At 60.8% G+C, this 23,367-nt stretch carries 22 protein-coding genes; 10 read left to right on the forward strand and 12 right to left on the reverse strand.

Features of this window, described 5'->3' with window-relative positions; translation table 11 throughout:
* Positions 1-47: 47 nt before the first annotated feature.
* The 3 genes from M2401_RS27830 to M2401_RS27840 all read right to left on the reverse strand — a co-directional run bounded on the left by M2401_RS27830 (position 48) and on the right by M2401_RS27840 (position 2,204).
* On the reverse strand, positions 48-824 hold the full coding sequence (locus M2401_RS27830) for an alpha/beta hydrolase (protein ID WP_259108597.1): 777 nt from the start codon (positions 822-824) through the stop codon (positions 48-50).
* Between the two features lie 149 nt (positions 825-973).
* Positions 974-1,696, reverse strand: a complete 723-nt coding sequence (locus M2401_RS27835) for a LuxR family transcriptional regulator (RefSeq protein WP_259108599.1) — start codon at positions 1,694-1,696, stop codon at positions 974-976.
* A gap of 244 nt (positions 1,697-1,940) precedes the next feature.
* Positions 1,941-2,204 (reverse strand): hypothetical protein, encoded by a 264-nt coding sequence (locus M2401_RS27840; RefSeq protein WP_259108601.1) that lies wholly within the window; start codon positions 2,202-2,204, stop codon positions 1,941-1,943.
* A gap of 337 nt (positions 2,205-2,541) precedes the next feature.
* On the opposite strand from M2401_RS27840, the gene M2401_RS27845 reads away from it, so the two are divergent.
* Entirely contained in the window at positions 2,542-2,982 is a 441-nt protein-coding gene (locus M2401_RS27845) for a CBS domain-containing protein (RefSeq protein ID WP_259108602.1), read from the forward strand.
* Position 2,983: 1 nt separating this feature from the next.
* On the opposite strand, the gene M2401_RS27850 is transcribed toward M2401_RS27845, so the two are convergent.
* The 3 genes from M2401_RS27850 to M2401_RS27860 form a co-directional block, all read right to left on the reverse strand.
* On the reverse strand, positions 2,984-4,810 hold the full coding sequence (locus M2401_RS27850) for a CocE/NonD family hydrolase (protein ID WP_259108925.1): 1,827 nt from the start codon (positions 4,808-4,810) through the stop codon (positions 2,984-2,986).
* Between the two features lie 52 nt (positions 4,811-4,862).
* Positions 4,863-6,317 (reverse strand): YfcC family protein, encoded by a 1,455-nt coding sequence (locus M2401_RS27855; RefSeq protein WP_259108604.1) that lies wholly within the window; start codon positions 6,315-6,317, stop codon positions 4,863-4,865.
* Between the two features lie 265 nt (positions 6,318-6,582).
* Positions 6,583-7,524 carry a LysR family transcriptional regulator gene (locus M2401_RS27860; protein WP_259108606.1) on the reverse strand — a complete coding sequence of 314 codons (942 nt, stop codon included), beginning with the start codon at positions 7,522-7,524 and terminating at the stop codon, positions 6,583-6,585.
* 199 nt (positions 7,525-7,723) lie between these two features.
* Between M2401_RS27860 and M2401_RS27865 the strand changes: the two genes are divergently transcribed.
* Complete coding sequence (locus M2401_RS27865) at positions 7,724-8,950, forward strand: OprD family porin (protein WP_409033995.1); 1,227 nt, start codon at positions 7,724-7,726, stop codon at positions 8,948-8,950.
* 225 nt (positions 8,951-9,175) lie between these two features.
* Positions 9,176-10,333, forward strand: coding sequence for a class C beta-lactamase (gene ampC, locus M2401_RS27870; protein ID WP_259108607.1), 1,158 nt, complete (start codon positions 9,176-9,178; stop codon positions 10,331-10,333).
* 69 nt (positions 10,334-10,402) lie between these two features.
* Here the strand turns inward: ampC and M2401_RS27875 are convergent, their stop codons facing one another.
* The 3 genes from M2401_RS27875 to M2401_RS27885 are packed head-to-tail and all read right to left on the reverse strand — an operon-like array spanning position 10,403 to position 12,022.
* Positions 10,403-10,789: a hypothetical protein gene (locus tag M2401_RS27875; protein ID WP_259108609.1), complete on the reverse strand. Its 387-nt coding sequence runs from the start codon at positions 10,787-10,789 to the stop codon at positions 10,403-10,405.
* Positions 10,790-10,813: 24 nt separating this feature from the next.
* Positions 10,814-11,737: a CDF family Co(II)/Ni(II) efflux transporter DmeF gene (dmeF, locus tag M2401_RS27880; RefSeq protein WP_259108619.1), complete on the reverse strand. Its 924-nt coding sequence runs from the start codon at positions 11,735-11,737 to the stop codon at positions 10,814-10,816.
* A 9-nt stretch (positions 11,738-11,746) separates the two neighbouring features.
* Positions 11,747-12,022: a metal/formaldehyde-sensitive transcriptional repressor gene (locus tag M2401_RS27885; protein WP_259108621.1), complete on the reverse strand. Its 276-nt coding sequence runs from the start codon at positions 12,020-12,022 to the stop codon at positions 11,747-11,749.
* Between the two features lie 221 nt (positions 12,023-12,243).
* Between M2401_RS27885 and ehuB the strand changes: the two genes are divergently transcribed.
* From ehuB to M2401_RS27920, 7 genes are all read left to right on the forward strand, one after another.
* Positions 12,244-13,116 (forward strand): ectoine/hydroxyectoine ABC transporter substrate-binding protein EhuB, encoded by an 873-nt coding sequence (ehuB, locus tag M2401_RS27890; RefSeq protein WP_259108622.1) that lies wholly within the window; start codon positions 12,244-12,246, stop codon positions 13,114-13,116.
* Positions 13,117-13,339: 223 nt separating this feature from the next.
* Complete coding sequence (gene ehuC, locus M2401_RS27895) at positions 13,340-14,023, forward strand: ectoine/hydroxyectoine ABC transporter permease subunit EhuC (protein ID WP_259108624.1); 684 nt, start codon at positions 13,340-13,342, stop codon at positions 14,021-14,023.
* Positions 14,020-14,670 carry an ectoine/hydroxyectoine ABC transporter permease subunit EhuD gene (gene ehuD, locus M2401_RS27900; protein WP_259108626.1) on the forward strand — a complete coding sequence of 217 codons (651 nt, stop codon included), beginning with the start codon at positions 14,020-14,022 and terminating at the stop codon, positions 14,668-14,670. Before ehuC ends, ehuD begins: the two co-directional genes overlap by 4 nt.
* A complete protein-coding gene (locus M2401_RS27905) occupies positions 14,663-15,454 on the forward strand; it encodes an amino acid ABC transporter ATP-binding protein (RefSeq protein ID WP_310504157.1) in 792 nt (263 codons plus the stop codon). Before ehuD ends, M2401_RS27905 begins: the two co-directional genes overlap by 8 nt.
* 195 nt (positions 15,455-15,649) lie before the next feature.
* Positions 15,650-16,750: an alkene reductase gene (locus M2401_RS27910; RefSeq protein WP_259108628.1), complete on the forward strand. Its 1,101-nt coding sequence runs from the start codon at positions 15,650-15,652 to the stop codon at positions 16,748-16,750.
* A 72-nt stretch (positions 16,751-16,822) separates the two neighbouring features.
* Positions 16,823-18,157 carry an LLM class flavin-dependent oxidoreductase gene (locus tag M2401_RS27915; RefSeq protein ID WP_259108630.1) on the forward strand — a complete coding sequence of 445 codons (1,335 nt, stop codon included), beginning with the start codon at positions 16,823-16,825 and terminating at the stop codon, positions 18,155-18,157.
* 108 nt (positions 18,158-18,265) lie between these two features.
* Positions 18,266-20,698 (forward strand): TonB-dependent siderophore receptor, encoded by a 2,433-nt coding sequence (locus tag M2401_RS27920; protein WP_259108631.1) that lies wholly within the window; start codon positions 18,266-18,268, stop codon positions 20,696-20,698.
* 3 nt (positions 20,699-20,701) lie between these two features.
* On the opposite strand, the gene M2401_RS27925 is transcribed toward M2401_RS27920, so the two are convergent.
* The 3 genes from M2401_RS27925 to M2401_RS34785 form a co-directional block, all read right to left on the reverse strand.
* Positions 20,702-21,073 carry a cytochrome c family protein gene (locus M2401_RS27925; protein ID WP_259108640.1) on the reverse strand — a complete coding sequence of 124 codons (372 nt, stop codon included), beginning with the start codon at positions 21,071-21,073 and terminating at the stop codon, positions 20,702-20,704.
* A 387-nt stretch (positions 21,074-21,460) separates the two neighbouring features.
* The gene (locus M2401_RS34780; protein ID WP_409033996.1) at positions 21,461-22,174 is read right to left on the reverse strand and encodes a methyl-accepting chemotaxis protein; all 714 of its coding nucleotides are present in this window, start codon (positions 22,172-22,174) and stop codon (positions 21,461-21,463) included.
* The gene (locus tag M2401_RS34785) at positions 22,077-23,075 is read right to left on the reverse strand and encodes a HAMP domain-containing protein (RefSeq protein WP_409033997.1); all 999 of its coding nucleotides are present in this window, start codon (positions 23,073-23,075) and stop codon (positions 22,077-22,079) included. The genes M2401_RS34780 and M2401_RS34785 overlap by 98 nt, the downstream gene beginning before the upstream one ends.
* Between the last annotated feature and the right edge of the window lie 292 nt (positions 23,076-23,367).

Consider the following 23,367-nt stretch of genomic DNA (forward strand, 5'->3'; position numbering starts at 1 on the left):
GTTGATTTATAAGAGCGAGGCAAGCCTCGCTCCCAAAAATGCCGGTCTTATTTCCCGTCAAGCGCATGCTGCGCAGCCTGTTCGATCAGCGCCGCCACTTCTTTCGGATGGGACTCGTACACTGCATGGCTGGCGCCATCGATCTCGATGGTGTGGGCATTGGCGCGCTTGGCGTACATGCGCTCCAGGTCCGGGTTGATGATGCGGTCGGACTTGGCCACGGCATACCAGCTTGGCTTGGTTTTCCAGGCGGCATTGGTCGCGGCGGTAGTGAAGACCGAAGCCGAGGTCAGCGCCTGAGCGTTGGCTTCGAATTCAGCCTGGGCCTTGGGCAGGTCGGCGGCAAAGTCAGCCGGGTAGAACGCCGGATCCAGATAGAGGAAACCATCTGAGGTCTTCTTCACTGCCTTGGTGGCGTTGGGGAATTTCTTGCCGTTTTCGGCTTCGGTTTCACCGACATCCAGAGCGTGCGCGGCGATGTATACCAGGCCCGCAACGTGATCGTCAGTCCCGGCATCGGAAATCACCGCACCGCCATAGCTGTGCCCTACCAGAATGGTCGGGCCATCCTGCATCGCCAGAATGCGTTTGACCGCAGTCACGTCCTCGGCAAAGCCGGTCAGGGGATGCTGGGCAATAGAGACGTGATAACCGTCTTTTTGCAGAATGTCATACACCGGCTTCCAGCCTGCGCCGGTCACGAAGGCACCGTGTACCAGTACGATGTTGTGGATCGGTGCGGCAGGCGCGGCCTGGGCCATACCGGCGGCGAGCAGGGTCAGGGATGCGGCGGCAAACAAAGTGCGGGCGCTGAGCATTTTCATGGAATTCGTCTCGACAGAGTGATCGTTAAGGCCAGCCGATGTTGGCCAGTTGTGAGTCGGACGAACGCCGAAAAGACTTATTCCATGCCGATGAAATTATTTTGTGGCGCCGCGCGAAACGCCATGAATCGCCGCGAATCGCCGCTTACTCACTCCACTGCAATCAAGCCTCGGGCCATTGCCACACAGACGGCCTGACGACGATTGGTGGCACCGAGTTTGCGAATGGCATTGGCAATATGAAAATTGATGGTGCGCTCCGAACATCCGAGGATGCAGCTTATTTCCCAGGTGGTTTTGCCCGCACCGGACCATTTCAACACTTCAAACTCGCGCAGGGTCAGGTCGCTGTGGAATTCATCCGGATGACTCAGATGTTTGCGCGCGCCCTCCAGCATAAAGGGAATAAGCATAAACAGTTTACCGAGCGGGCCATCCAGATCCTGATCAAACTCATAGTCTGGCTTTATGCGTTGGACAACACTGAGTGATCCACTCATATCGTTGTAACGCAGTGGAATGCTCACCCCGTGGATAAGGCCATGTCGTTCGTAGGTACGCCAGAACCCCACGGATCCGCCGCGTGCACGCCTGCGCGCCGGGCCCCAGAACAAGGGGACGAAATGGCGGCGGCAATGCCTGAGTATCGGGTCTACGACAATAAGGTTTTCATCTTTATAACTACGGATCCATTCGACAGGATAATTGGTCACGGTATTATGGAAGGGATCATTGATCGTCGAAAATCCGGGATTCATCAGATAATGCTCATATCCGATTCGTTGTAACACTGCGCGCAATTGACTGTCCCAGTCACGCTTATATGCCGTCCGGGCAAGCACAGAGAAGTCGTCCAACATCTCTTTGTTCATTTTCATGCCTATGGGGAATGACACACGAAGGTCACCCGTGCAGGCGGCGATGATAACGTGTTCTCCAAGTTGAAATGTAAGGCCGAGATGACCAACGAAGTAAGATTTTTCCTACCTTAACGTATGAATTTGCGATAACGAATGCGCGAGCCATCTTGTTTTCCGGCAGCCTGGTTCGCAATCGCCAGACAGCAAAAAGCCCGGCAAGCCGGGCTTTTTTTTTCAACCGCATGGGCGGTCGCAATCAGTAGCGCTGGTACTGCGAACCGAACTCGCGACGGTTCTCGGCAACCAGGACCTTGCCCTGTTCCAGGGACTGGCTGAACGCTTTGTCACCAGTCTGGGCAACACGGACTTGCTTGCCATCGGCGTGGACACGATCAACCAGACGCAGGCTGCTCGCGGCGCTGGCCATCGAAGGCTGGCTGGTGACGGTTTGTGGGCTGGCCATGGCTGCAGTAGCGGTCAGGACAGAAAGGGCAAAACCAAAGGCAATGGCGCGTTTCATGATGTTTCTCCAAGAGGCTTGATGAAGTGGTGAGTCGCTAAGTGATGGGCCAAATCTACGGCCACTCACCCTCGATGAAAAACCACCCGTACGCATACCAACTATCGATAGCGCTGATCCACCCCCGCAAAGGCTCTAGCCCGATGATTGCGGGGCCAAGGGCTGACTCGCCATCCACTTAAGTCCAATTGGAAACCCGCATCATGACGTTTTCCCACTGCCCGATGCCGTATTCACGCTTGCTCTGCGGGCTTGTGTCTATGATTCTGTAGGAGCCCCCAGGCAATCAATAACAAGGGCACGCCGCCCCTATACAAAGCCACACCGGAGAATGCCCATGAAGACCGTTGCCCAGCTCCTCAAGCTCAAAGCCCTGGACCACCAGCAAGTCCATACCATCGGCCCCGACCAGATGGTTCTCGAAGCATTGCAGTTGATGGCCGAGAAAAACATCGGTGCCCTGCCGGTGGTACAAGGAGGCAAGGTCGTCGGTGTGGTCAGTGAGCGTGACTACGCGCGCAAGATGATTCTCAAGGGTCGTTCCTCCGTGGGTACGCCGGTCAGCGCGATCATGAGTTCGCCGGTTTTCACCGTCGACTCGGCCTACACCGTCGCGGCCTGCATGGAGTTAATGACCAACAAACACCTGCGCCACTTGCCGGTGGTGGACAACGACCAGTTGCTCGGCCTGCTGTCCATCGGTGACCTGGTCAAGGAAGCTATTGATGAACAAGCCAGCCTGATCAAGCAGATGGAGGGATACATTCGCGGCGAATGACCTACTCCTGGCGCCGCAGCACCCGCACCAGCAATCGCGACGGGCTCTGCGGCCCCAGGTGCAGGCTGTTGCGCGCCACCCGTCGTTGCACAGCCTGCCCCTCCGGCTCACCGCTGTTGGGGTTGACGTCGAAGTGCGGGAAATTGCTGCTGGCGATATCCAGGCGCAAACGATGGCCCTGTTTGAACAGATTGCAGGTGGCAAACGGCTCGATAGTGATCGCCACCTTGTGCCCTGGCTCCAGCAGGCTCGGCTGCTGCCATGAGTCCCGGTACCGGCAACGTAAAATGCCGTCGGTGATATTCATCGCGTAGCCCTGGGGATAGTCGCCACTGGGTGGGTAGACATCCACCAGCTTGGCAGTGAAATCAGTGTCCAGGCCATCGCTGTCGACCCACAACTGCACCGTCACCGGCCCGGCGATGATCAAATCCTCGGCCAGCGGCTCAGTCTGAAAACTCAATACGTCGCCCCGCTCGCACAACGCGCGGCCATCCCCCGCAGTGCCGAAGAACTCGGCAGTTTCGCGCTGATCGAAGGCACCGCCGGCAAAGATCGGCGCTCCAGAGGTCAGCGCACCACCGATGGTCGGCACCGGGTTATCGGGGTCACTGGTATAGCTCAACACCGCCTCAACTACTGGCGCCGCCGTATCCAGGCCAAGTTCGGGCTGCAGATAAAACCCGACCTCTTGGCTCTGCGGCAACGGCCATTGCGTTGCCTCGATCCACTTGCCGCCATGCTCCAGACGGCCTTGCCCATCACGCCGCCCCGTGCCACCGCCCATGAGGAACAGCTGCACCGCCGCACCCGGTTCTTCTGCGCCCGGTTCGCCCTTGAGATGCTGTTCGAACCACTTCAGGCGGCAGGCCAGCCAGTCGCTGTCCAGATGCCCATCGAAGGCTGCCGCCGGACCAAACTCGGCGTTGCCGCTATGGGTGATGTTACGGTCGCCGTGCAGCCAGGGGCCCATGATCAGCCGCTGCGGCGCCTTGCGCCCGTCCCTGAAGGCGGTGTAATTGGCCAGGGTCGAGCTGACATAGGCGTCATACCAGCTGGACATGAACAGCACCGGAATATCGGGAATCTGCGCGTAATGCCCCTCGGCATAGATGCCCAGTTGCTGCCAGTACTCATCGAAGCGCCCCCGGGACCATTGCTCCAGCAGATAGTCCTCGTACTCCGGCAGATGGCGCAGCGGCGAATGCCCGCTGCCCCAGGGCATGCGCTTGAACCAGGCATGGATATCCTCATCCTGCAGGGCTTGCAGAATGGCCGGATCAGCCTTGGCCGCCGGGCTTTCCATGGCCCGGCGATAAGCCCAGGTCGCCTGCTTGAGTTCGAAGGCGCCGCCCTGGCGCACGCCACACTGGTAGGCGTTATAGAAGCCGCCGGAGTCCAGCACCATGGTGGTCAGCCCCGGTGGGTTGAGGCAGGCCATGGCCAGTTGCGTATGGGCCGCGTAGGACAGGCCCATGCTGCCGACCCGACCATTGCACCATGGCTGTTCGATGATCCAGGCCAGGGTGTCGTAGCCGTCCTCGCCTTCATTAATGTACTTGGTAAAAGTGCCCTGAGAGCCGTGACGCCCACGGCAATCCTGGAAGATCACCACGAAACCGGCCAGGGTGAAGGCAGCGGCCATTTCCTCGCGAGTCAGATGATGACCGTCGAGGCGTTTTTCCGAGCGCGATGGCTGGCTTTTGTCGTAAGGCGTACGTTCGATAATCACCGGCCATGGACCGGGTTGCTTAGTCGGCAGGTAGATATCGGTTGCCAGTTGCACGCCATCGCGCAGGCACACGGCGACGTCGCGCAGCACCGTCATGGCTGCGCTGGAGTTGGAAATCATCATGACAAAACCTTGCAGGAAGTGAGTTTCAGTAACCAATCAGGACAGCGAGCATCAGCAATGCAATGGCGATCACCGAGAACACCAGCATCAGCGGCAGGATCATCCGCGCCCACTGCCCCCAGCCAACCTGGGCGGCGGCAAGCAATACCAGCAAGCCGCTGGAGGTGGGGCTGATCATGTTGGTCAGGCCATGGCCGAGCAGGAAGGCGTAGACCGTGGTCTGGGGCGTTACTCCGGACAACTGCGCCAACGGGCCGAAGATCGGCATGGTCACCGCCGCCTGCCCGGAGGTGGACGGGATCAGCAGTTCCAACAGCAACTGGCTGAAGAACATGCCCAAGGCCGAGACAAACGGGCCGTGGCTGCCAATCAGTTGCGCCAGCCAGTTGACGATGCTGTCGAGCACATCGCCAGTGGCGAGGATGATTTGCACCGCCGTGGCCAGACCGATCATCACCCCGGCGATCAGCACCTTCTGCATGCCTTCGATAAAAGCATTGGCCGCATCACTGGGACGCAAGCCAGCCACTGCCGCGAACAGCATGCCCAACACCAGGTAATAGGCCGACAGCGCCGGATAGTGCCAATGCCAGGTATTGGAGGCGTAGATCAGAAAGCCGATACCGGCACCCAACAGCAGCAGATTCAAAGCCTGGCGTACAGTCAGGCGACCGCCTTCGAACTGAGCGGCCACCGCCCGGTTGAAGCCGTAGCGACGCAACAGCAGAAACATGAAACCGGTGCCGACAATCAACAGGATCACATAGGCCAGCAAGCGCATGCCCATACCGCTGAATACCGGCAGGCCGACGATGGGCTGGGCCACCGACAATGCCACCGGGCTGGTCACCGAAGCGAGGTAGCCGATCTTCAGCGGCACCACTACCAAGGCCAGGCCGACAATATTCGGCAGGCCCATGCGATTCGCCAGGGCGACCATCAGGGGCACAATGACGATGTATTCCTTGGCCATGCCCATAAAGGTACTGCCTGCGGAAAACGCCAGCATCAGGCACGGCACCAGTACGTACACATTGCCCTTGGTCGCGCCCAGCAGGCGCTCAAGCCCTGCGGTGATGGTGCCGGTACGGCTGAGAATGCCGAGCATGCCGCCGATAAACAGCACCATGAAAATCAGCCCGACACTTTTCTCGATACCCTGAGGAATGGCGAGGAAGGCTTCGGTCAGGCTCACCGGACGCGCCGCCTTGTCTTCGGGTTTACGCTCTGCGGTAGACCACAGCTGGGCCGGGGAAGCGTCTTTTTCCAGGGTCTGGTAGGAACCAGGCACCACCAGAATACCTTTGCGCTGGTATTCACCCGAGGTCACGACATAGGTCATGAACATGGCCAGGAAGACGATCACCAGCAGGATGATCGCCGGGTTCAACTGGCGATGCTCCACTTGGTGATGCTTCGCCTGGCGTTTTGGCGTATCGACGCTGCCGACCGGCAACGTGGGGTTCAGGGATTCATTCATGTTTGGCGCTCTGGCAAATGTTGGAGTGGAGCTGGCCCGACGCAGACAACGCGCCCTGGCCGGTCAACGGCAGACACATACAAATGCGCCGGAAAACGGCGCCAGAACGACCTGGGTAACACATGCAGATAGCGACATGACAGGCTCTCGTCTTGTTCTTGTTGGTATTCGCCCGCTGCGCATTTTTTCACTGCGCAGAGCAGGCGATGGAGAACTTAAGACAACCGCACAGGGGCACACAACGTTATGCGTAAAGCGGGTAAGGCTAGCTGTTTTGTGAGTTGTGCAAGGCCGCGTCAGACGCTTCACGCAACTGCGCAACGATGAAGTCGGCGAAATGTTCCAGCATCAACGAGCGCGGCTGGCCGCTGCGAAAGATCAAGCCAAAGGCATGGGGCAGGCTCGGTAAGAACGGCCGGGTGACAATCGGCAGATCACGAAAATGGCTGACCAGGAACTCGTTGACGATGGACACTCCCACGCCCTCGGCGACAAAGGCACAGGCCGCACTGACCGAGTGCACCTCGACCCGCACCTGGGGCGCAACGCGGGCGCCGCGCATCAGCAGATCCAGCTCCGCACGCAAGGTGCGCTGGCGGCCAAGCATCACCAGCGGCACGCCGCGCAAGTCGGTGATGTCGATCACCTCCTTGGCGGTCAGCGGGTGCCCCACGGGCAACACGCAGACGCCATTGGCTTCCACTACCGGCACCACTTCCAGCCCGTCCAGTTCGGTGGGCAGGCGGACCAGGGCCAGATCCGCCGAATGCTCCAGCACCGCGCGTTCCAGGTAGCTGTTGGAGCCCGTCAGCAACTCCACCACCACCTCGTCCCGCTCGCGCAGATAGCTTGAGACCAGTCGCGGTATCAGCTGTTGGGTCATGCTTGGCGGTACGCCCAGTTTGAGCAGGGTCTTGCGCGAACGGCCCAGGCGCAACTGGTCGGCCATGCGTTGCACGCGCTGCATGCCATCGATCACGCCGGTGATATCGGCCAACAGTTCTTCGGCCTCCGGGGTCGCCGTCAGACGCCCGTTGCGGCGCAGGAACAGCGCCACTCCAAGGCTCTCTTCGAGCTGACCGAGCAAGCGGCTGACCGCCGATTGCGACAGCTCCATATGCGCCGCTGCGCCGATGGTCGACCCCGTCGCCATGATCGCCTTGAAGGCTTCCAACTGTTTGAAATTCAATATCTTTTCGCTCGCCATGCCACCCCCGCCACACCCCTGAAAACCGCCTTTTCGCATAGCCCGATGCGCCCTGCGCATAACGTTGTAAGGGCTTTTGCGAGCCGCTAGTGTCCGCCGCAAAGCAACCTGGCGTCCAGTTTCACGACTGTCCGAAGACCGGGGCTTTCTGCACTTTTTCCGCTGCCATAAAAACCCTTATCCCGTAGAGGACAGCGTCATGCGATACCTGTTTGCGACCTCACTGATTGCCTGCTCGAGCTTCGTTCCGCTTATGGGTAGCGACGCCCGCGCCGAAGGCTTTTTCAGTGACTCCCATGGCTCTCTGGAGCTGCATAACTACTACTTCAACGACGGCTATCGCGACGGTGGAGATGACCGCAAGGAGTGGGCCCAGGGCCTGCTGCTTGACGTGCAGTCCGGCTTTACGCCCGGACCGGTGGGCTTCGGCGTTGATGCCCTGGGCCTGCTCGGCATCAAGCTCGATTCCAGCCCGACTCACAATGACACTGGCCTGCTGCCGATCCACGACGACGGCCGGGCTGCCGACGAGTATGGCTCTCTGGGCCTGACGGCAAAGATTCGCTACGGCGATGCGCTTATCAAGAGTGGCACCCTGCTGACCAAAATCCCGGTACTGGTGTTCAACGATGGTCGCCTGGTACCGCAGACATTCCGCGGCACCCAGATCGAATACACCGGCGTCGACAATCTCTATCTGCATGCCGGGCATATCGACAAGAACAAGGTACGTAACTCCACCGACAGCGTGGACATGACGCCCAACGGCTACTCCGGCGACCAGGGCACTGATTTCGACTTTGCCGGAGCCACCTACAAGCTCACGCCAAACCTGAGCCTGACCGGCTACCACGGTGAGATGCGCGACTTCTATCGGCAGGAATTCATCGGTGCGGTGCACAAATGGAATCTTGGCGCGGGCAGCCTGACCACCGACCTGCGTTATTTCAGCAGCGCCGACAGCGGCCGCGCCATTGCCGGGCGCGTCGATGCCGACATGTTCAGCGGCCTGCTCACCTGGCGCCAGGGCGGTAGCGCCGTGGGTTTCGGCTACCAGAAACTGCATGGCGACACCGCCCTGCCCTACGTCACCGGCGGCTCGGTGTATTCCTTCAGCAACGCCAGCGTCGGCAAGTTCATTCAGGCCGGGGAAAAGACCTGGATGGCCCGTTATGACTACGATTTCGCTGCCGTGGGCGTACCCGGCCTGACCTTCATGACCCGCTACTACAAGGGCGACGACGGTATTTATAAAAACCGTCAGGCGCGGGAACACGAGACCAATACCAGTTTGAAATACGTGATCCAGGACGGTTATTTCAAAGGTCTGGGCACCCAGTTCAGCCATGCCATTTCGCGCTCAACCTATTCGGATGACCGGGATAACTACCGCATCTACCTGACCTATGAAATCGCTCTTTGGTAGATGAAGGCGTCACTCATTTGCCGATTCGCGGGCAAGCCTCGCTCCAACGAATGCGGATGATTGCGTGGGAGCGAGGCTTGCCCGCGAAGAACGATGACGCGGTGCACCTGACTCACCGCGTCACCCGACTCCAGGGCCAGCCCACCCCCAACAAGCGTATATTGTCCCATTGGAGCGAGCGCGAAAGTGGCGCTCGTGCAAATGAATCAATGGACCTTTTCATTCATGCAAACCCGTCTAAAAATCACCACAGGGATCTTCGCTGCCACCGCTTTGCTGCTGTCGCTCGGCGCCAGCGCCCAGACCCCGGACACCCTGCAAACCCTGGTCAGCCACGCCGTCCAGCCCACCATGAAAGCCCAGAATATCGCCGGCATGGCCGTCGCAGTGATCAAGGATGGCAAACCCCATTATTTCTATTTCGGCCTGAGTTCCCGGGACACCATGGAGCCCTTGAACCGTCATACCCTGTTCGAACTGGGCTCGATCAGCAAAACCTACACCGCCACTCTCGCCGGCTGGGCCCAGGCCCAAGGCAAGCTGCAATTGACCGACGTGGCGAGCCAGCACCTTCCTGCACTCAAGAACACGGCCTTCGCCGGCATCCGCCTGCTCAACCTGGCCACCTACACCGCTGGCGGCCTGCCGTTGCAGTTCCCGGACGCCTACGACAGTCACGACAAGATGCTCGACTACTTCACGATCTGGAAACCCACCGAAGCCGTGGGCGCCCGCCGCCAGTATTCAAACCCCAGCATCGGCCTGTTCGGCTACCTGGCGGCGCAAAGCCTGGGCAAGCCATTCAACGAGTTGATGGAAGGCAGCCTGTTTCCCGAACTGGGTTTGAAGAGCAGCTATATCGATGTGCCCCAGGACGAAATGAGCTTCTATGCCCAGGGCTACACCAAGACCGATCAGCCGACTCGCCTGAAGGGTGGCGCGCTGGATGCCGAGGCTTATGGCGTCAAGACCAACCTGGAAGACATGGCCCGCTTCCTTCAGCTCAACATGCAACCCACAGAGCTGCCCGCGCCTCTGCAACAGGCCATCGCCAGCACCCATGCCGGGTATTACCGTGTAGGCGAGATGAGCCAGGGTCTGGGCTGGGAATCCTATGCCTGGCCTGTGAACCTGGACACCCTGCAAACCGGCAATGCCCCGGAAATGGTCAGCCAGCCCCATGCGGTGCAATGGCTCAACCCGCCACAGGCACCGGAAGGTGACGTGCTGTTCAACAAGACTGGCTCAACCAACGGCTTCGGCAACTATGTGGCCTTCGTGCCGGGCAAGGGATTGGGCGTGGTGATACTGGCGAACAAGAATTACCCCAATGCCGATCGCGTGAAGATTGCTTACGAGCTCCTTGGCGCTGCAAGCCGCTAGCTTCACGCCTCAAGCTAAATGCGGTCTGCTTCTAACTCGCAGCTCATCGCTTGCCGCTTGCAACTGCTTTCAAGCATCCCTGAGCAAGTCATGGGCATTGAGCAGGGTGTAGGCGATTTCCGGCCGCTTCTCCATGCCCCGGCGAATCGCAGCGGGGATGGAGGCCCGGGTCTTGCGACACAGGCCCGGCAGTTCATGAATCTGGATCTGGATACCACGCATGCTGCGCACTTCGTTGAAACCGGGGGCGATTTCCAGGCGAATGCCCAGTTGCTCATAGAGCTTGCGCTGCATGTGTTCCAGATCCGGCAGGCTGCTGATGTTTTCCAGGCGCTCGAGCAGGCGCTTTTCCTCCTGCCGGGTGAGGCAGAGGATGCGCAGTTCGGCGCCTGACAGCTGTTCCCTTCCGCAGTCGCAGGCGCCGGGCGGACAAGGTTGACGAATGGGCTGGGTCATTCTGCCGATCATAGCCCAAGTCGATCAGATTGCCTGCAGGCGCCGATACTCGACAGTCAGGTGGGAAACCTCATGCACGGGCGCCAGGCGTCGACGAATGCTGTCGGCATCGCTGGCGGCATTGCCCAGCACGCTGACAATGGCCGCGCAGACACCGGGGCCGACCCGCCACACGTGCAGGTCGGTAATCCGCGCCTCCCCACCCGCCTCCACCAGCTCGCGAATTTCCTCGGCCACGTGGGCATCGGTACGATCCAGCAGCACCCCTGCGGTATCACGCATCAAGGTCATGGCCCAGCGCGCAATCACCAGGGCGCCGACAATGCCCATCGCCGGATCCAGCCACACCCAGCCCAGATAGCGCCCGGCCAGCAAAGCGGCGATGGCCAGGATCGAGGTCACGGCATCGGCCAGTACATGGACGTAGGCCGAGCGCAGGTTATTGTCATGGCCATGACTGTGCTCATGGTCATGATCATGCTCGTGATGATGCTGGTGATGGCCGCCGGACAGCAGCAGCGCACTGACGATATTGACCAGCAGCCCGACCACGGCGATCAGGGTCGCGGTGGCGAACTCGACCCGGGTAGGCTCAAACAGGCGCAGCAGCGACTCGATGCCGATGCCGATGGAAATCAGCCCGAGGATCAGCGCCGAAGCGAAGCCGCCCAGATCACCCACCTTGCCGGTGCCGAAGCTGAAAGCGCTGCTCGCCGCATGACGCCGGGCGTAGGCGTAGGCCGCTGCGGCAATCGCCAGGGCACCGGCGTGGGTGGCCATGTGAAAACCATCGGCCAACAGCGCCATGGAGCCGGTGAGATAACCGGCGGCAATCTCGCCGACCATCATCACCACGGTCAGGGCCACGACCCACAGCGTACGCTGGGCATTGGCGTCGTGGGCCTCGCCGAGGAAGACGTGGCTGTGGGTGCCAGTTGCATCAGTCATGTTGGTTTCCTATTTCGTGTAACGGCGAATGGCGGTGATCAACTCTTCAACGCCCTGGGCGCGCTCGGCGTCGCTCAAACCGGCTGCGGCGACATGCTCGCGGGCGTGGGCTTCGACGATTTCATCCATCAGGCCATTGATGGCGCCGCGAGTCGCGGCAACCAGATGCAGCGTCTTGGCACAGTCGTGCTCGCCCTCGATGGCCCGTTCGACGGCCTGAATCTGCCCGGCGATGCGTCTGACCCGCTTGAGCAATTCATCCTTGCCGTCTGTAATATGCGACATACCATACCCCCCCTACCTATATGGCGCGCATCTTTGCAGAATCGGTGCCGTGACGCAATCGGCACCGATTGCAGGCATATGCTTATTACCTAAAGATATTTAAATAAAAATTCTTATAGCCTTAAAGTCGACATCCAGTTCCGCGCAATGGTTTGCGTCCTGCTATCAGCAACGATCAGGTCCACTCCTCTCCTATTTCCCCGACCCTCCAGGCACCTGTGATGAAAGGCATTAAAGCGCTGTCGTTTTCCGCTGTTCTCGGTTCCGCCGTTCTGCTGAACGCGGTGTTCTCATTGTCGGCTTCGGCCGGGTTACTGGAGAAAGGTCGCAGCAGCGGCTTGACCGCCGGGATTGCCAATGAGCAGCCCTACGCCTACATCGGTACCGATGGCAAAGTCACCGGCGCCAATATCGAAGTCCTGCAGGCGATCCTCACGCCGCTGGGCATCAGCAAGATCGATACGCCGATCACCGATTTCGGCTCTCTGGTCCCCGGCCTTGCCGCCGGACGTTTCGATCTGATCGGCGCAGGCCTGTTCATCAACAGCGCCCGCTGCAAAGTGATTGGCTACTCCAACCCGGTGACCCGCTCCGGCGGCGCCTTTATCGTCAAGGCCGGTAACCCGCTGAAGCTGCACAGCCTCAAGGACGTGGCCAGCAACGGCAAGGCGCGCCTGGCCACCCAACCGGGCAGCAACCAGGTGCAGGAGGCCAAGGACAGCGGCATTGCCACCGCCAACGTGGTGCTGTTCGACAAGGACACCGAAGCCGTCGCCGCTCTGGAAGCCGGTCGCGTCGACGTGGTGTATTTTCCCGATGCCGAAATCATCAGCCTGGTGAAGAAAACCAATAGCCCGACCATCGAACGCGCCCTGCCCTTCGAGCAGATCCCCGATGCCGAAGGCAAGCCGAGCTGGAATTACCACGCCTACGGCCTGCCGAAAAACGACCCTGCGTTCATCGCGGCCTTCAACGAACAACTGGCCAAGCTGCGCGCGTCCGGCGAGCTGCTGAAAATCCTGCAAAAGTACGGCTACACCGAAAATGAGCTGCCTGCGGCAGATATCACTGCCGAGCAGCGTTGCGCGCGTTGAGGCAACCCTGGCGCCAATATGATTTGCTATGACAATGGGCAGGAGCTGCCGACGGCTGCGAAAGCGAGGTATAGGTTCGCCCCATTCGCAGCCTTCGGCAGCGCCTGGCTGAATGAAATGCTTTTCCCGCAGGAGTGGCTTCAGCCGCGAGGGCGTCCTCCCGGCTAAAGCCGGTCCCACATCCTGCACCTCCCACATGCCTTAACCCACACGAGTACAGGCCATGTTCTTCGATTCTCCGGCCATGGATACGGCCCGCTTTATCGCCAGTCAACTGGCGAGCGGTGCCTGGGTCACGCTGAAGATCACTTTCTTCGCCGAGCTGATTGTATTGCTGCTGTCCTTCGTCATCGCCTTGATGCGCCTGTCGCCGTGGCGGGTCGTGCGTTGGGTGGCGACGCTGTATGTCGAGGTCCTGCGCGGGATTTCCGCCCTGGTCCTGCTGTTCTACCTGTTCTTTATCCTGCCGCTGTTCGGTATCAGCCTGTCGCCCATGACCACCGGGATACTCGGCCTGGGCCTGACCTTCTCGGCCTATGGGTCGGAGATCGTCCGCTCGGCCCTGGTCAATGTCAGCCATGGCCAGCGTGATGCCGTGCGTGCCCTGGACTTCAGCCCGCTGACCGCTCTGCGCCGGATCATCCTGCCTCAGGCTCTGCCGTTCATGCTGCCACCGCTGGGTAACCAACTGGTGGAGCTGATGAAGACCACCTCGCTGGTCTCGCTGATTACCCTCACCGACCTGACCTTCTCCGGCGCGCAACTGGTCACCACCCTGGGCCAGCAGAGCCTGATCTGGAGCATCGTGCTGGTCTGCTACTTCGTCATGGCCTGGCCGCTGAGCTGGGCGGTACGCCGCTACGAACAACACATCAGCGCCTGGCGGCGTGCCGGGAGCAGCGCATGAATTTCGATTTCGCCTTTGCCTGGTCGATCGTCCCGGAACTGCTGCAAGGCCTGCTGGTGACAGTGCAAGTCGTGCTTCTCGGTTTTCTGCTGGCGGTACTGGTCGGCCTGCTGCTGGCGCTGGCACAACGCGCCCTCGGCAAGCTGCTGCCAAGGCTGTGCCGCGCCTACCTGAGCTTCTTTCGCAATACACCCTTGATGGTGCAACTCTACGTGCTGTTCTTCGCCCTGCCGCTTGCCGGTCTCACCTTGCCCGCCTTCAGCACCGGAGTCATCGGTCTGGGTCTGTATTACGGCGCCTACATTGCCGAAGCCTTTCGCGGCGCCATCGACGGTGTTCCCGCCGGGCAATGGCAAGCCGCCCGGGCATTGGACTTCGACCCTGCTACCACCTGGCGCCGGATCATCCTGCCGCAGACCGTCAAACCCATGCTGCCGATCCTCGGCAACTACCTAATCGGCATGTTCAAGGAAACGCCGCTGCTGGCGGTGATCACCATTCCCGAGCTGTTCCAGGCCGCCAAGCAGGTGGCAGGCATGACCTATCGCTACAACGAGCCCTACACCCTGATGGCGCTGATGTTCCTGCTGATCAGCGTGCCGACTTCCCTGTTCTTCAACTACCTGGAGCGCCGCCGCCATGTCTGATTTCGAACCCGTCCCGCGCATGGCACCCGCGCAGATCCAGCTGCACCAAGTGGTCAAGGATTTCGGTGCGACCAGGGTCATCGACCATCTCGACCTGAGCATCCCCCAGGGCCAGAAAGTCGCCCTGATCGGCCCCAGCGGCTCGGGCAAATCCACGGTCCTGCGCCTGATCAAGGGTCTGGAAAGCTACCAGCACGGCAGCATCGAAGTGGCCGGTGATCCGGTCCCGGCGCGTAAAAGCCGCTGGCGCTGGCCCGGCACGACCAAGCCTGCCGCGGTTCATCGGGTCGGCATGGTCTTTCAGCAATTCAACCTGTTCCCGCACCTGAGCGTGCGGGAAAACATCACCGAGGCGCCGCTTCAGGTACTGCAAGTCAGCCGTGAGGAAGCCCTGGATCGTGCCGCCCATTACCTGGGTCTGGTCGGGCTGGCGCACAAGGCCGATGCCTACCCCAGCCAGCTATCCGGCGGCCAACAGCAGCGTGTGGCCATCGCCCGCGCCCTGGCCATGCGTCCGCAAGTCATGCTGTTCGATGAAGTGACCTCGGCCCTCGATCCGGAACTGGTCGGCGAAGTACTGGCGGTGATCCGTGCCATCGCCCATGAGCAGCAGATGACCATGCTGCTGGTCACCCACGAGATGAAATTCGCCCAGGATATCGCCGACCGGGTGCTGTTCATGGAAGGCGGACGCATCGTTGCCGACGGTTCTGCAGAACAAATCCTGCTCAATCCGGACAACGAACGTACCCGGCGGTTTCTCAATCGTGTAGAGCAGCGTTGAGCGAAAAATCACACCATCTGAAATAATTATAAAAATATATGAATTTATTAAAACAATAAAATACGTTTAATTCATAATTAACTTATTCCAAAAAAGACTTTCACTCCAGTTTTTTATAGAGATATGTTCACTCCATAGAGACCGACCCCATGCCTGGCGGAGGCCGTAACCCAAGCCCCCCAGGAGCAATCCCTCATGAGTTCACCTCTGCACCAGAGCGCCGCCCTCGGCGCCCTTAGCCTGCCCAACCGCATCATCATGGCGCCGCTGGGCCGCGCCCGCTCCGACCACGATAATCGTCAGCCCCTGCCCCGCGTCCGCACTTACTACGAGCAGCGCGCCAGCGCCGGGCTAATCATCTCCGAAGCCACTCACGTATCCGCCGAAAGCGTCAGCCGCCCTGGTGGCTCGGCCATTCACGATGACGCTCAGGTCGAAGCCTGGAAGCCCGTCACGAAAGCGGTGCATGACGCAGGCGGGCGGATCTTCCAGCAACTGTTTCACCTAGGGCGCAAGGCGCACTCCTCGCGCCTGCCCGGCAACGCCCTGCCCGTCGCGCCTTCGGCCATTGCGGCCGTCGGTGAAGTACCGACCGCTGACGGCTTGCAACCCTTTCCCGTGCCGCGCGCCCTGAGCCGGGACGAAATCGCCCAACGGGTCAACGACTTCCGCCTGGCCGTACGCAACTCAGGCCGTGCCGGCTTCGATGGCGTGGAAATCCACGGCGCCAACGGCTACCTGATCGATCAGTTCCTGCGTGACGGCAGCAATCAGCGTGACGATGACTACGGTGGCTCGGTGGAGAATCGCGCGCGCTTTCTGCTGGAGATAGTCGACGGCGCGATTGCCGAGTTGGGTGCGGCCCGGGTCGGCGTGCGGATCTCGCCGCATTTCGCCGTGGACGGCATCAGTGATAGCGACCCCGTTGCGCTCTACAGCCACGTCGCCCGGGAATTACAGGCACGCGCGATTGCCTATCTGCACCTGATCGAACCGGACGCCATCGCCCCGCAAAAGCGTTTGGCGCCAAGGCTGCGCGAGCTGTTCAAGGGTGCGCTGATTCTCGCCGGAGAGTTTGACCAGGACAGCGCACAACGGGCTATCGAACAGGGTCGTGCCGACTTTGTTGCCTTCGGCCGGTTGTTTATCGCCAATCCGGATCTGGTCGCGCGTTTTCGTCAACGGGCAGCACTCAATAGCGCCGACGAAGCCAGTTTCTACGTCGGCGGTGACCAGGGCTATATCGATTATCCGTTTCTGCAAGACCTGCGCAGCAAACAGCCCCTCACAGCCTGACCCGGCTTAATTTCCAACGGGTCCGCGGACTTCCAACAGGCCTCAACACATCCACTCACGAAGGACATGAACATGAGCAAACGTCAGCTGCATTTCGGCGCCATCCTCACCGGCGTCGGCACCGATCAACAGGAATGGCTGCACCCGGAAATCCCCGGTGATGCCAGCATCAATATCGACTGGTACAAGCAACAGGCCCGGGCCGCCGAGGCCGCGCATTTTGACTTCGTGTTTATCGTCGACAGCCCCTACATCACGCCTGACTCGGCGCCGCACTTCCTCAATCGCCTGGAGCCCCTGACGCTGCTTTCGGCCCTGGCCGGGGCCACTGACAAGATCGGCCTGGTGGCGACCCTGACCACCTCCTACACCGAACCTTTCAACGTCGCCCGCCAGTTCGCCTCCCTGGACCAGATCAGCCACGGTCGCGCGGGCTGGAATGTGGTGACCACCGGGCTGGAAGGCGCGGCAGGCAACTTCGGCCGCGAGCAACATATCGATCACGGCGAGCGCTATCGCCGGGCTCTGGAGCATGTGCAGGTGGTTCAGGGCCTGTGGGACAGCTACGAGGACGACGCTTTTCCTCGCGACAAGGCCCACAAGCGCTTTATCGACCCGAGCAAGCAGCATCGCCTGAATCATCGCGGCGAGTTCTTCTCGGTCACCGGGCCGCTGAATATCTCCCGCTCGGCCCAGGGCCAGCCGGTGATTTTCCAGGCCGGGGTGTCTGAATCCGGGCGTAGCCTGGCAGCCAATATCGCCGAGGGAATTTTCGCCGGGGTCGATAACTTCGAGGACGCAAAGGAGTACTACGCCGACATCAAGAAGCGCACCGCCCAGGCTGGCCGCGATCCGGCGCAGGTTCTGCTGTTCCCCGGCATCAGCCCGATCATCGCCGATACCGATGAAGAGGCCCTGGCGATTCAGCGTGAGCGCGACGGCGAAATCGATCTAGGCAAAGCCTTGGTCCAACTGGGCCGCCCCTTCAACTACCACGATTTCAAGCAATACCAACTGGACGCCCCCTTCCCGGAACTGGGCGATCTGGGCAGTAACGGTTATCGCGGCCATGCCGAACGCATCAAGCGTGTCGCCAAAGAGAAAGGCCTGACCTTGCGCGAAACCGCGCTACGCTTTGCCCGGCCGTTTACCGGTTTTGCCGGCTCGCCCCTGACCGTGGCCAACGAGATCGAGCGCTGGTTTACCGAGGGCGCAGTGGACGGCTTCAATATCCGCATCGGCGCACCCAGCGAGTTCGCCCGTTTCACTGAGCAAGTCCTGCCGATCCTGCGCGAGCGCGGCCTGTTCCGCACTGAATACGAGACCAGCACCCTGCGCGGCCATCTGGGCATCGACGTCCCGCAGAACCGCCACAGCGTGCAGACGCTCCTGGCCGCCAGCGCCTGACACCCTCTGCTGCCCCTGAGCGGGGCAGCGCCTCACTGACTCTCACCTGACTTTGCCAGCTGTACCCGCACCAAGGGCCAGTGCCAGTTTTAATGGACTATTGCCGACATGCCCGACACTTTTACGCCTGCTGCACACAAGCCTTTCCCCTTTTCCGCCTTGACTGCTTCCCTGCTGCTGGCCGCCGCCTCGCCCTTCGCCGAAGCCGCCAGCGATGACACTCACCTGGATACCGTCACAGTGATTTCCACCGGTGTACGCGGCCAGCAGCGCACGGTGGCCGACAGCCCGGCGCCCATCGATGTGATCAACAGCGACCAGTTGCTCAAGACCGGCCGCGCCGAGTTGTCCGAGGCAATTTCCAAGCTGCTGCCCTCGTTCAACTTCGGCACCAATATCGCGGGCTATAACTCGGTGACCCGCCCCCTGAGCAACCGCAGCCTGGGTCCGGCCTACACATTGGTATTGGTCAACGGCAAGCGGCGACACAATGGCGCCACCGGCCAGCGTGGCTCTATCGATAATAGCGGCGCCAATGCCGTGGATATCGATCTGATTCCGGTCAGCGCGGTGGACCATATCGAAGTGCTCAAGGACAGCGCCGCCGCTCAATACGGCTCGGACGCCGTGGCCGGGGTGATCAATATCATCCTCAAGTCCGGCAGTTCCGGCGGTCATCTGGAAAGCACCTACGGCAAGCTGTTTTCCGGCCAGGGCGAGAGCATCAAGGTGGCCGGTGACGAAGGTTTCAAGCTGGGCGAAAGCGGCTATTTTCACTTCGCCGCCGATGCCCGCAAGCGCGGTGATGCCTCGTGGAACGGCAAGGCTGACAGCAGCGTCAAGGCCTTCAAGGACCCGGTCAAGGAAGCGGCCTGGGACCGGGTAGCGATCAAGAATGGCGACCCCGATCTCAAGGCCTTCAACCTGGCCTACAACGCCGAATTGCCGCTGGATAACCTGACCCTGTACTCCTTCTCCACCTACGGCGAACGCGATGCCGAGGCCGCCAACTATTTCCGCCTGCCCACCGGCACCGCAGCGGTGCCCGAGGTGTTCCCCGATGGTTACTACCCGCTGAACAATATCAAGGACCGCGACTACCAGTTCCTGTTTGGCGGCAAAGGTGAAGTGGCCGACTGGAACTGGGACCTGAGCACCACCTACGGGCGCAACAACGTTCATCACTCCAGCGACCTGAATATCAACCCGTCCCTGGGTACCGCGTCACCGACCAAATTCGATAACCTGGCAACCTTTCGCTTCGAGCAGTGGGTCAACAACCTCGACTTCACCCGTCGCTATGACAGCCTGTTCAACCTGACTTCACCGGTGCAGGTGTCGGCCGGGGTCGAGCATCGCTGGGAGCATTTCAGTACCTTTGCCGGGGAGCCGGACGCCTACATCACCGGCAGTTACCCGGCGGCGTCCGGCGCCCAGGCGGCAGTGACCATTCGCCCGGAAGATGAAGTCAGCCTGATCCGCAATAACTACGCGGGTTATCTGGACCTGGGTTTCGACCTCACTGAGCGCTGGTTCCTCGATGTGGCCGGGCGGGTCGAGCATTACGACGATGATTCCGGCAATACCTTCGGCCTGAAAGTGAACTCGCGCTATGAACTGACCGACAGCGTCGCCGTGCGCGGCACCGTCGGCACCGGTTTTCGTGCGCCTTCACTGACCCAGATCGGTTACACAGTGGCGGACAACCGGGTCGCCACCGACGTCAACGGCAACGTGGTCCCGGCTGTTACCCGCCTGACGCCCTCGGGCAGCAACCTGGCCAAGGCCCTCGGCGGCGATGACCTCAAGCCGGAGAAGTCGCGCAACGCCGGCCTGGGCCTGACCTGGCAACCGGCGCCACGCACCAGTATCACCGCCGATGCCTACCTGATCGATATCGACGACCGCATCGCCCTGACCAGCAATATCTACGACCAGGGCAATGGCGTGATCAACAGCATCCTGCGTGCCCAGGGCGTGCCCACCGGCACCTGGGTCAACTACTACACCAACGCCTTCGACACCCGCACCCGCGGCCTGGATATCGTCGCCGACCACAGCACGCCACTGGACGCCTGGGGCGATGTGCGCTGGAGCCTGGGTTTCAACTGGAACAAGACCACCATCGAAGGCGTGCGCGATACCCCGTCATCCCTGAGCAATTCCGGTGTGGTACTGGTCGGTCGTGACCGTGAAGGCGACCTCACCGAAGCGTCGCCCAAGACCAAATGGATTCTCGGCGCCAACTGGAAGCTCGACGACCTGGCGGTCAACCTGCAGACCAGCCGCTATGGCGCGGTCAAGACCCTGGCGGTCAACCCCACGGGCGACCGCAGCTTCGGCGCCAAATGGATCACCGACCTGGACGTCAGCTACACCTTCATCGACCATCTGACCGTCAGCCTCGGCGGCACCAATATCTTCGATGTACGCCCGGACAAACACGCGGTGTACAGCAACCTGGGCCTGGCGCCGTACGGCAACCCGCCGTTCTATCCGGGGGGTGGGTACTGGTATACGAAGATTGCCTATGATTTTTAACCGCTAAGGGTGATCCGCCTTCAAAAACTCCAGCAAGTCAGCAATCTTGTCATCGTCGCTGATGCCCCAGTAACTCATGCGCGTGCCAGGCACCACGGCGGTCGGGTCCTTGATAAAGGCTGGCAGGGTATCGGCGCCCCAGACAATGCCCGAGGCTTTCAATTGCGGGGTGTAGTTGTAGTCGGCGGTGCTCCCGGCCTTGCGCCCGAACAGACCGTTCAACTCCGGCCCGAATGCAGCGCGGGCTTCGGGGCCGACCTTGTGGCAACGATTGCAGATGCGCATGTAGGTCGCCTTGCCCGCCTCGAAATCGGCGGCATGGGAGGTGACGGTCAAGGCGGCCAGGGCCAGGGCGAACAGGGCCTTGGTTTTCATTGGGCAGATTCCGGACGTGCAAACTGGCAATGATGCCAGCTGTGGCGCAGGATTTCATTGATGCACGCTAATCTAATATTGTGGGAGCGAGGCTTGCCCGCGAAGAGGCCGGGACAGCTGCACAATTTCCTTCAACCGGAATATGGCTTTCGCGTGCAAGCCTCGCTCTCATCAAACAACGCGCACGTACTGAATGACAAAGACTCTGTGTGAGCGAATTCATTCGCGAAAGCGGTGTTCCAGGCGATGAAGATGCGTCGAATGTACCGCCCTCTTCGCGAATGAATTCGCTCCCACACGATTTGCCTCCTGCCCCGGTTGGTTTTTGCTGCGTGACAGCGCAGCGTCGTAGACGGGGCGGGATCTCCCACAAGGTCACACGGTGCTTTACGCACTCAACCGCGAAATCACATCATTCAAGCCCACCGACAATTCATGCAGGTCTCGACTGGCGCCCTGGGTGCGTTTGACGTTGTCCTGGTTGGTGCTGGCAATGGCGGTGATTTCGGTGAGGTTGCGCGAGATATCTTCGGCCACCGAGGTCTGTTCTTCGGCTGCCGTGGCGATCTGGCGGTTCATGTCGCGGATGGCTTCCACCGCCGTGGTGATGCGTTGCAGGGTGGTGCCGGCGTGGGTTACCTGTTCGACGCTTTCTTCGCTACGGCTCTGGCCGGTCTGGATGGCCAGGACCGCATCGGTGGCGCCGGTCTGTACCGAGTTGATGATCTGATTGATCTCGGCAGTCGACACCGCCGTGCGCTGGGCCAGGGTACGGACTTCGTCGGCGACCACGGCAAAACCGCGCCCGGCTTCACCGGCACGGGCCGCCTCGATGGCGGCGTTAAGGGCCAGCAGGTTGGTCTGCTCGGCGATGCCACGAATCACTTCCAGTACCTTGCCGATGCGCCCGCTGTCAGCTTCCAGACGTTGAATCACGTTGGCGGTATTGGTGATTTCGTTGCGCATCTGGGTGATGGTATGGATGGTCGCCTGCATCACTTTCTCACCGGCCTGAGCGCTGTGATCGGCTTCGTCCGCAGCCTTGGCCGCATCGGCGGCATGCCGGGCGACTTCCTGGGCGGTGGCGGACATTTCGGTCATGGCCGTGGCCACCTGATCGGTGCGCTCGAACTGCTCGACCCTGAGCCATGAGGCTGGCGATGGCATTCAGCTCGCCACCGGCGGTATCCAGGTCGGCGGTACTGCGTTTGAGCCGGGTAAAAGTGTCAGCGAGAAAATCGCGCAGGGTGTTGGCCGCCACGGCCAGGCGGCCCAGCTCATCCTGGCGGGTGACCTCGACACGGGCGCCGAACTTGCCTTCGCTCAGTTGCGCTACGTAGTCGATCAAGGCGCGAATCGGCGCAATCAGGTTGCGATTGACCATCCACAGGGTCAGCAGGCCGACCAGTACGGCCGACACCAGCATCACCAAAGTGCCGATCAGAATGGTGCGGTCCGCTTCGCTGCTGATGCTTTGCGACTGCGCGTTACTGTACTGGCGCAGCTGCTCGACCAATTGGGTCATCTGCTCACTGGCAGCGCGGTCCACGCCCTTGACCGCCTGATCACCGGCCACCGGGTCGCCACCGGCGGCAACGAACGCATCGCGGCCTTTGCGATAGGCGACACCGAGGGTGCGGTGCTCGTCACGCAGCATTTGCACCTTGCCCTTGAGCGCGGCATCGCTGCCCGCCATATCGGACAACTTGCCCAGGGCGTCCTGGACCAGGCGCTCCTGCTCTTCAAACTGGCCCCAGAACTTGTCGCGGTCGGCGGGCAGCTTGCCGCGCAGCAGCACGTTCTTCCACTCCTGGACCTGGATCTTGAACTGCAGGTTGGCCTCGTCGACCAGTTGCGACGCGTGCAACGGCCCGTCCAGCAAGCCGCGATAGGCCTGAACGTTATTGGACAGGAAGTGGAAGCAGGCCAGTGCAATCAGTAGCACCAGCACCAGGCTGCCGCTGAGCAGGCTCAGGATCTGAAGCCTCAGGGATCGGGACATAGGGGTGACCTCGGGAGCAGGAACTCAGAAGTTGGCGATGTAACTTCCCTGTCAGGTCGTATCGCGCGAGCACACGAATACAAGGCCATTACCTGATACATCGGCCTGGTTTTGCCCTTCTTTAAGTCCGCTTATCGGCAATACACCTGTCTTCGCGCCCCGTTGGAGCGAGGCTTGCCCGCGAATTGGGCGACGTGATAATCCAGGCTCACCGCGTCCAGATCTTCGCGGGCAAGCCTCGCTCCAACGGCTCAGTGTTTGCTACCCGACCGCGCAGTGTCAGAGGCGCTGC

Source organism: Pseudomonas sp. JUb42 (assembly GCF_024807945.1).
GTDB lineage: Bacteria > Pseudomonadota > Gammaproteobacteria > Pseudomonadales > Pseudomonadaceae > Aquipseudomonas.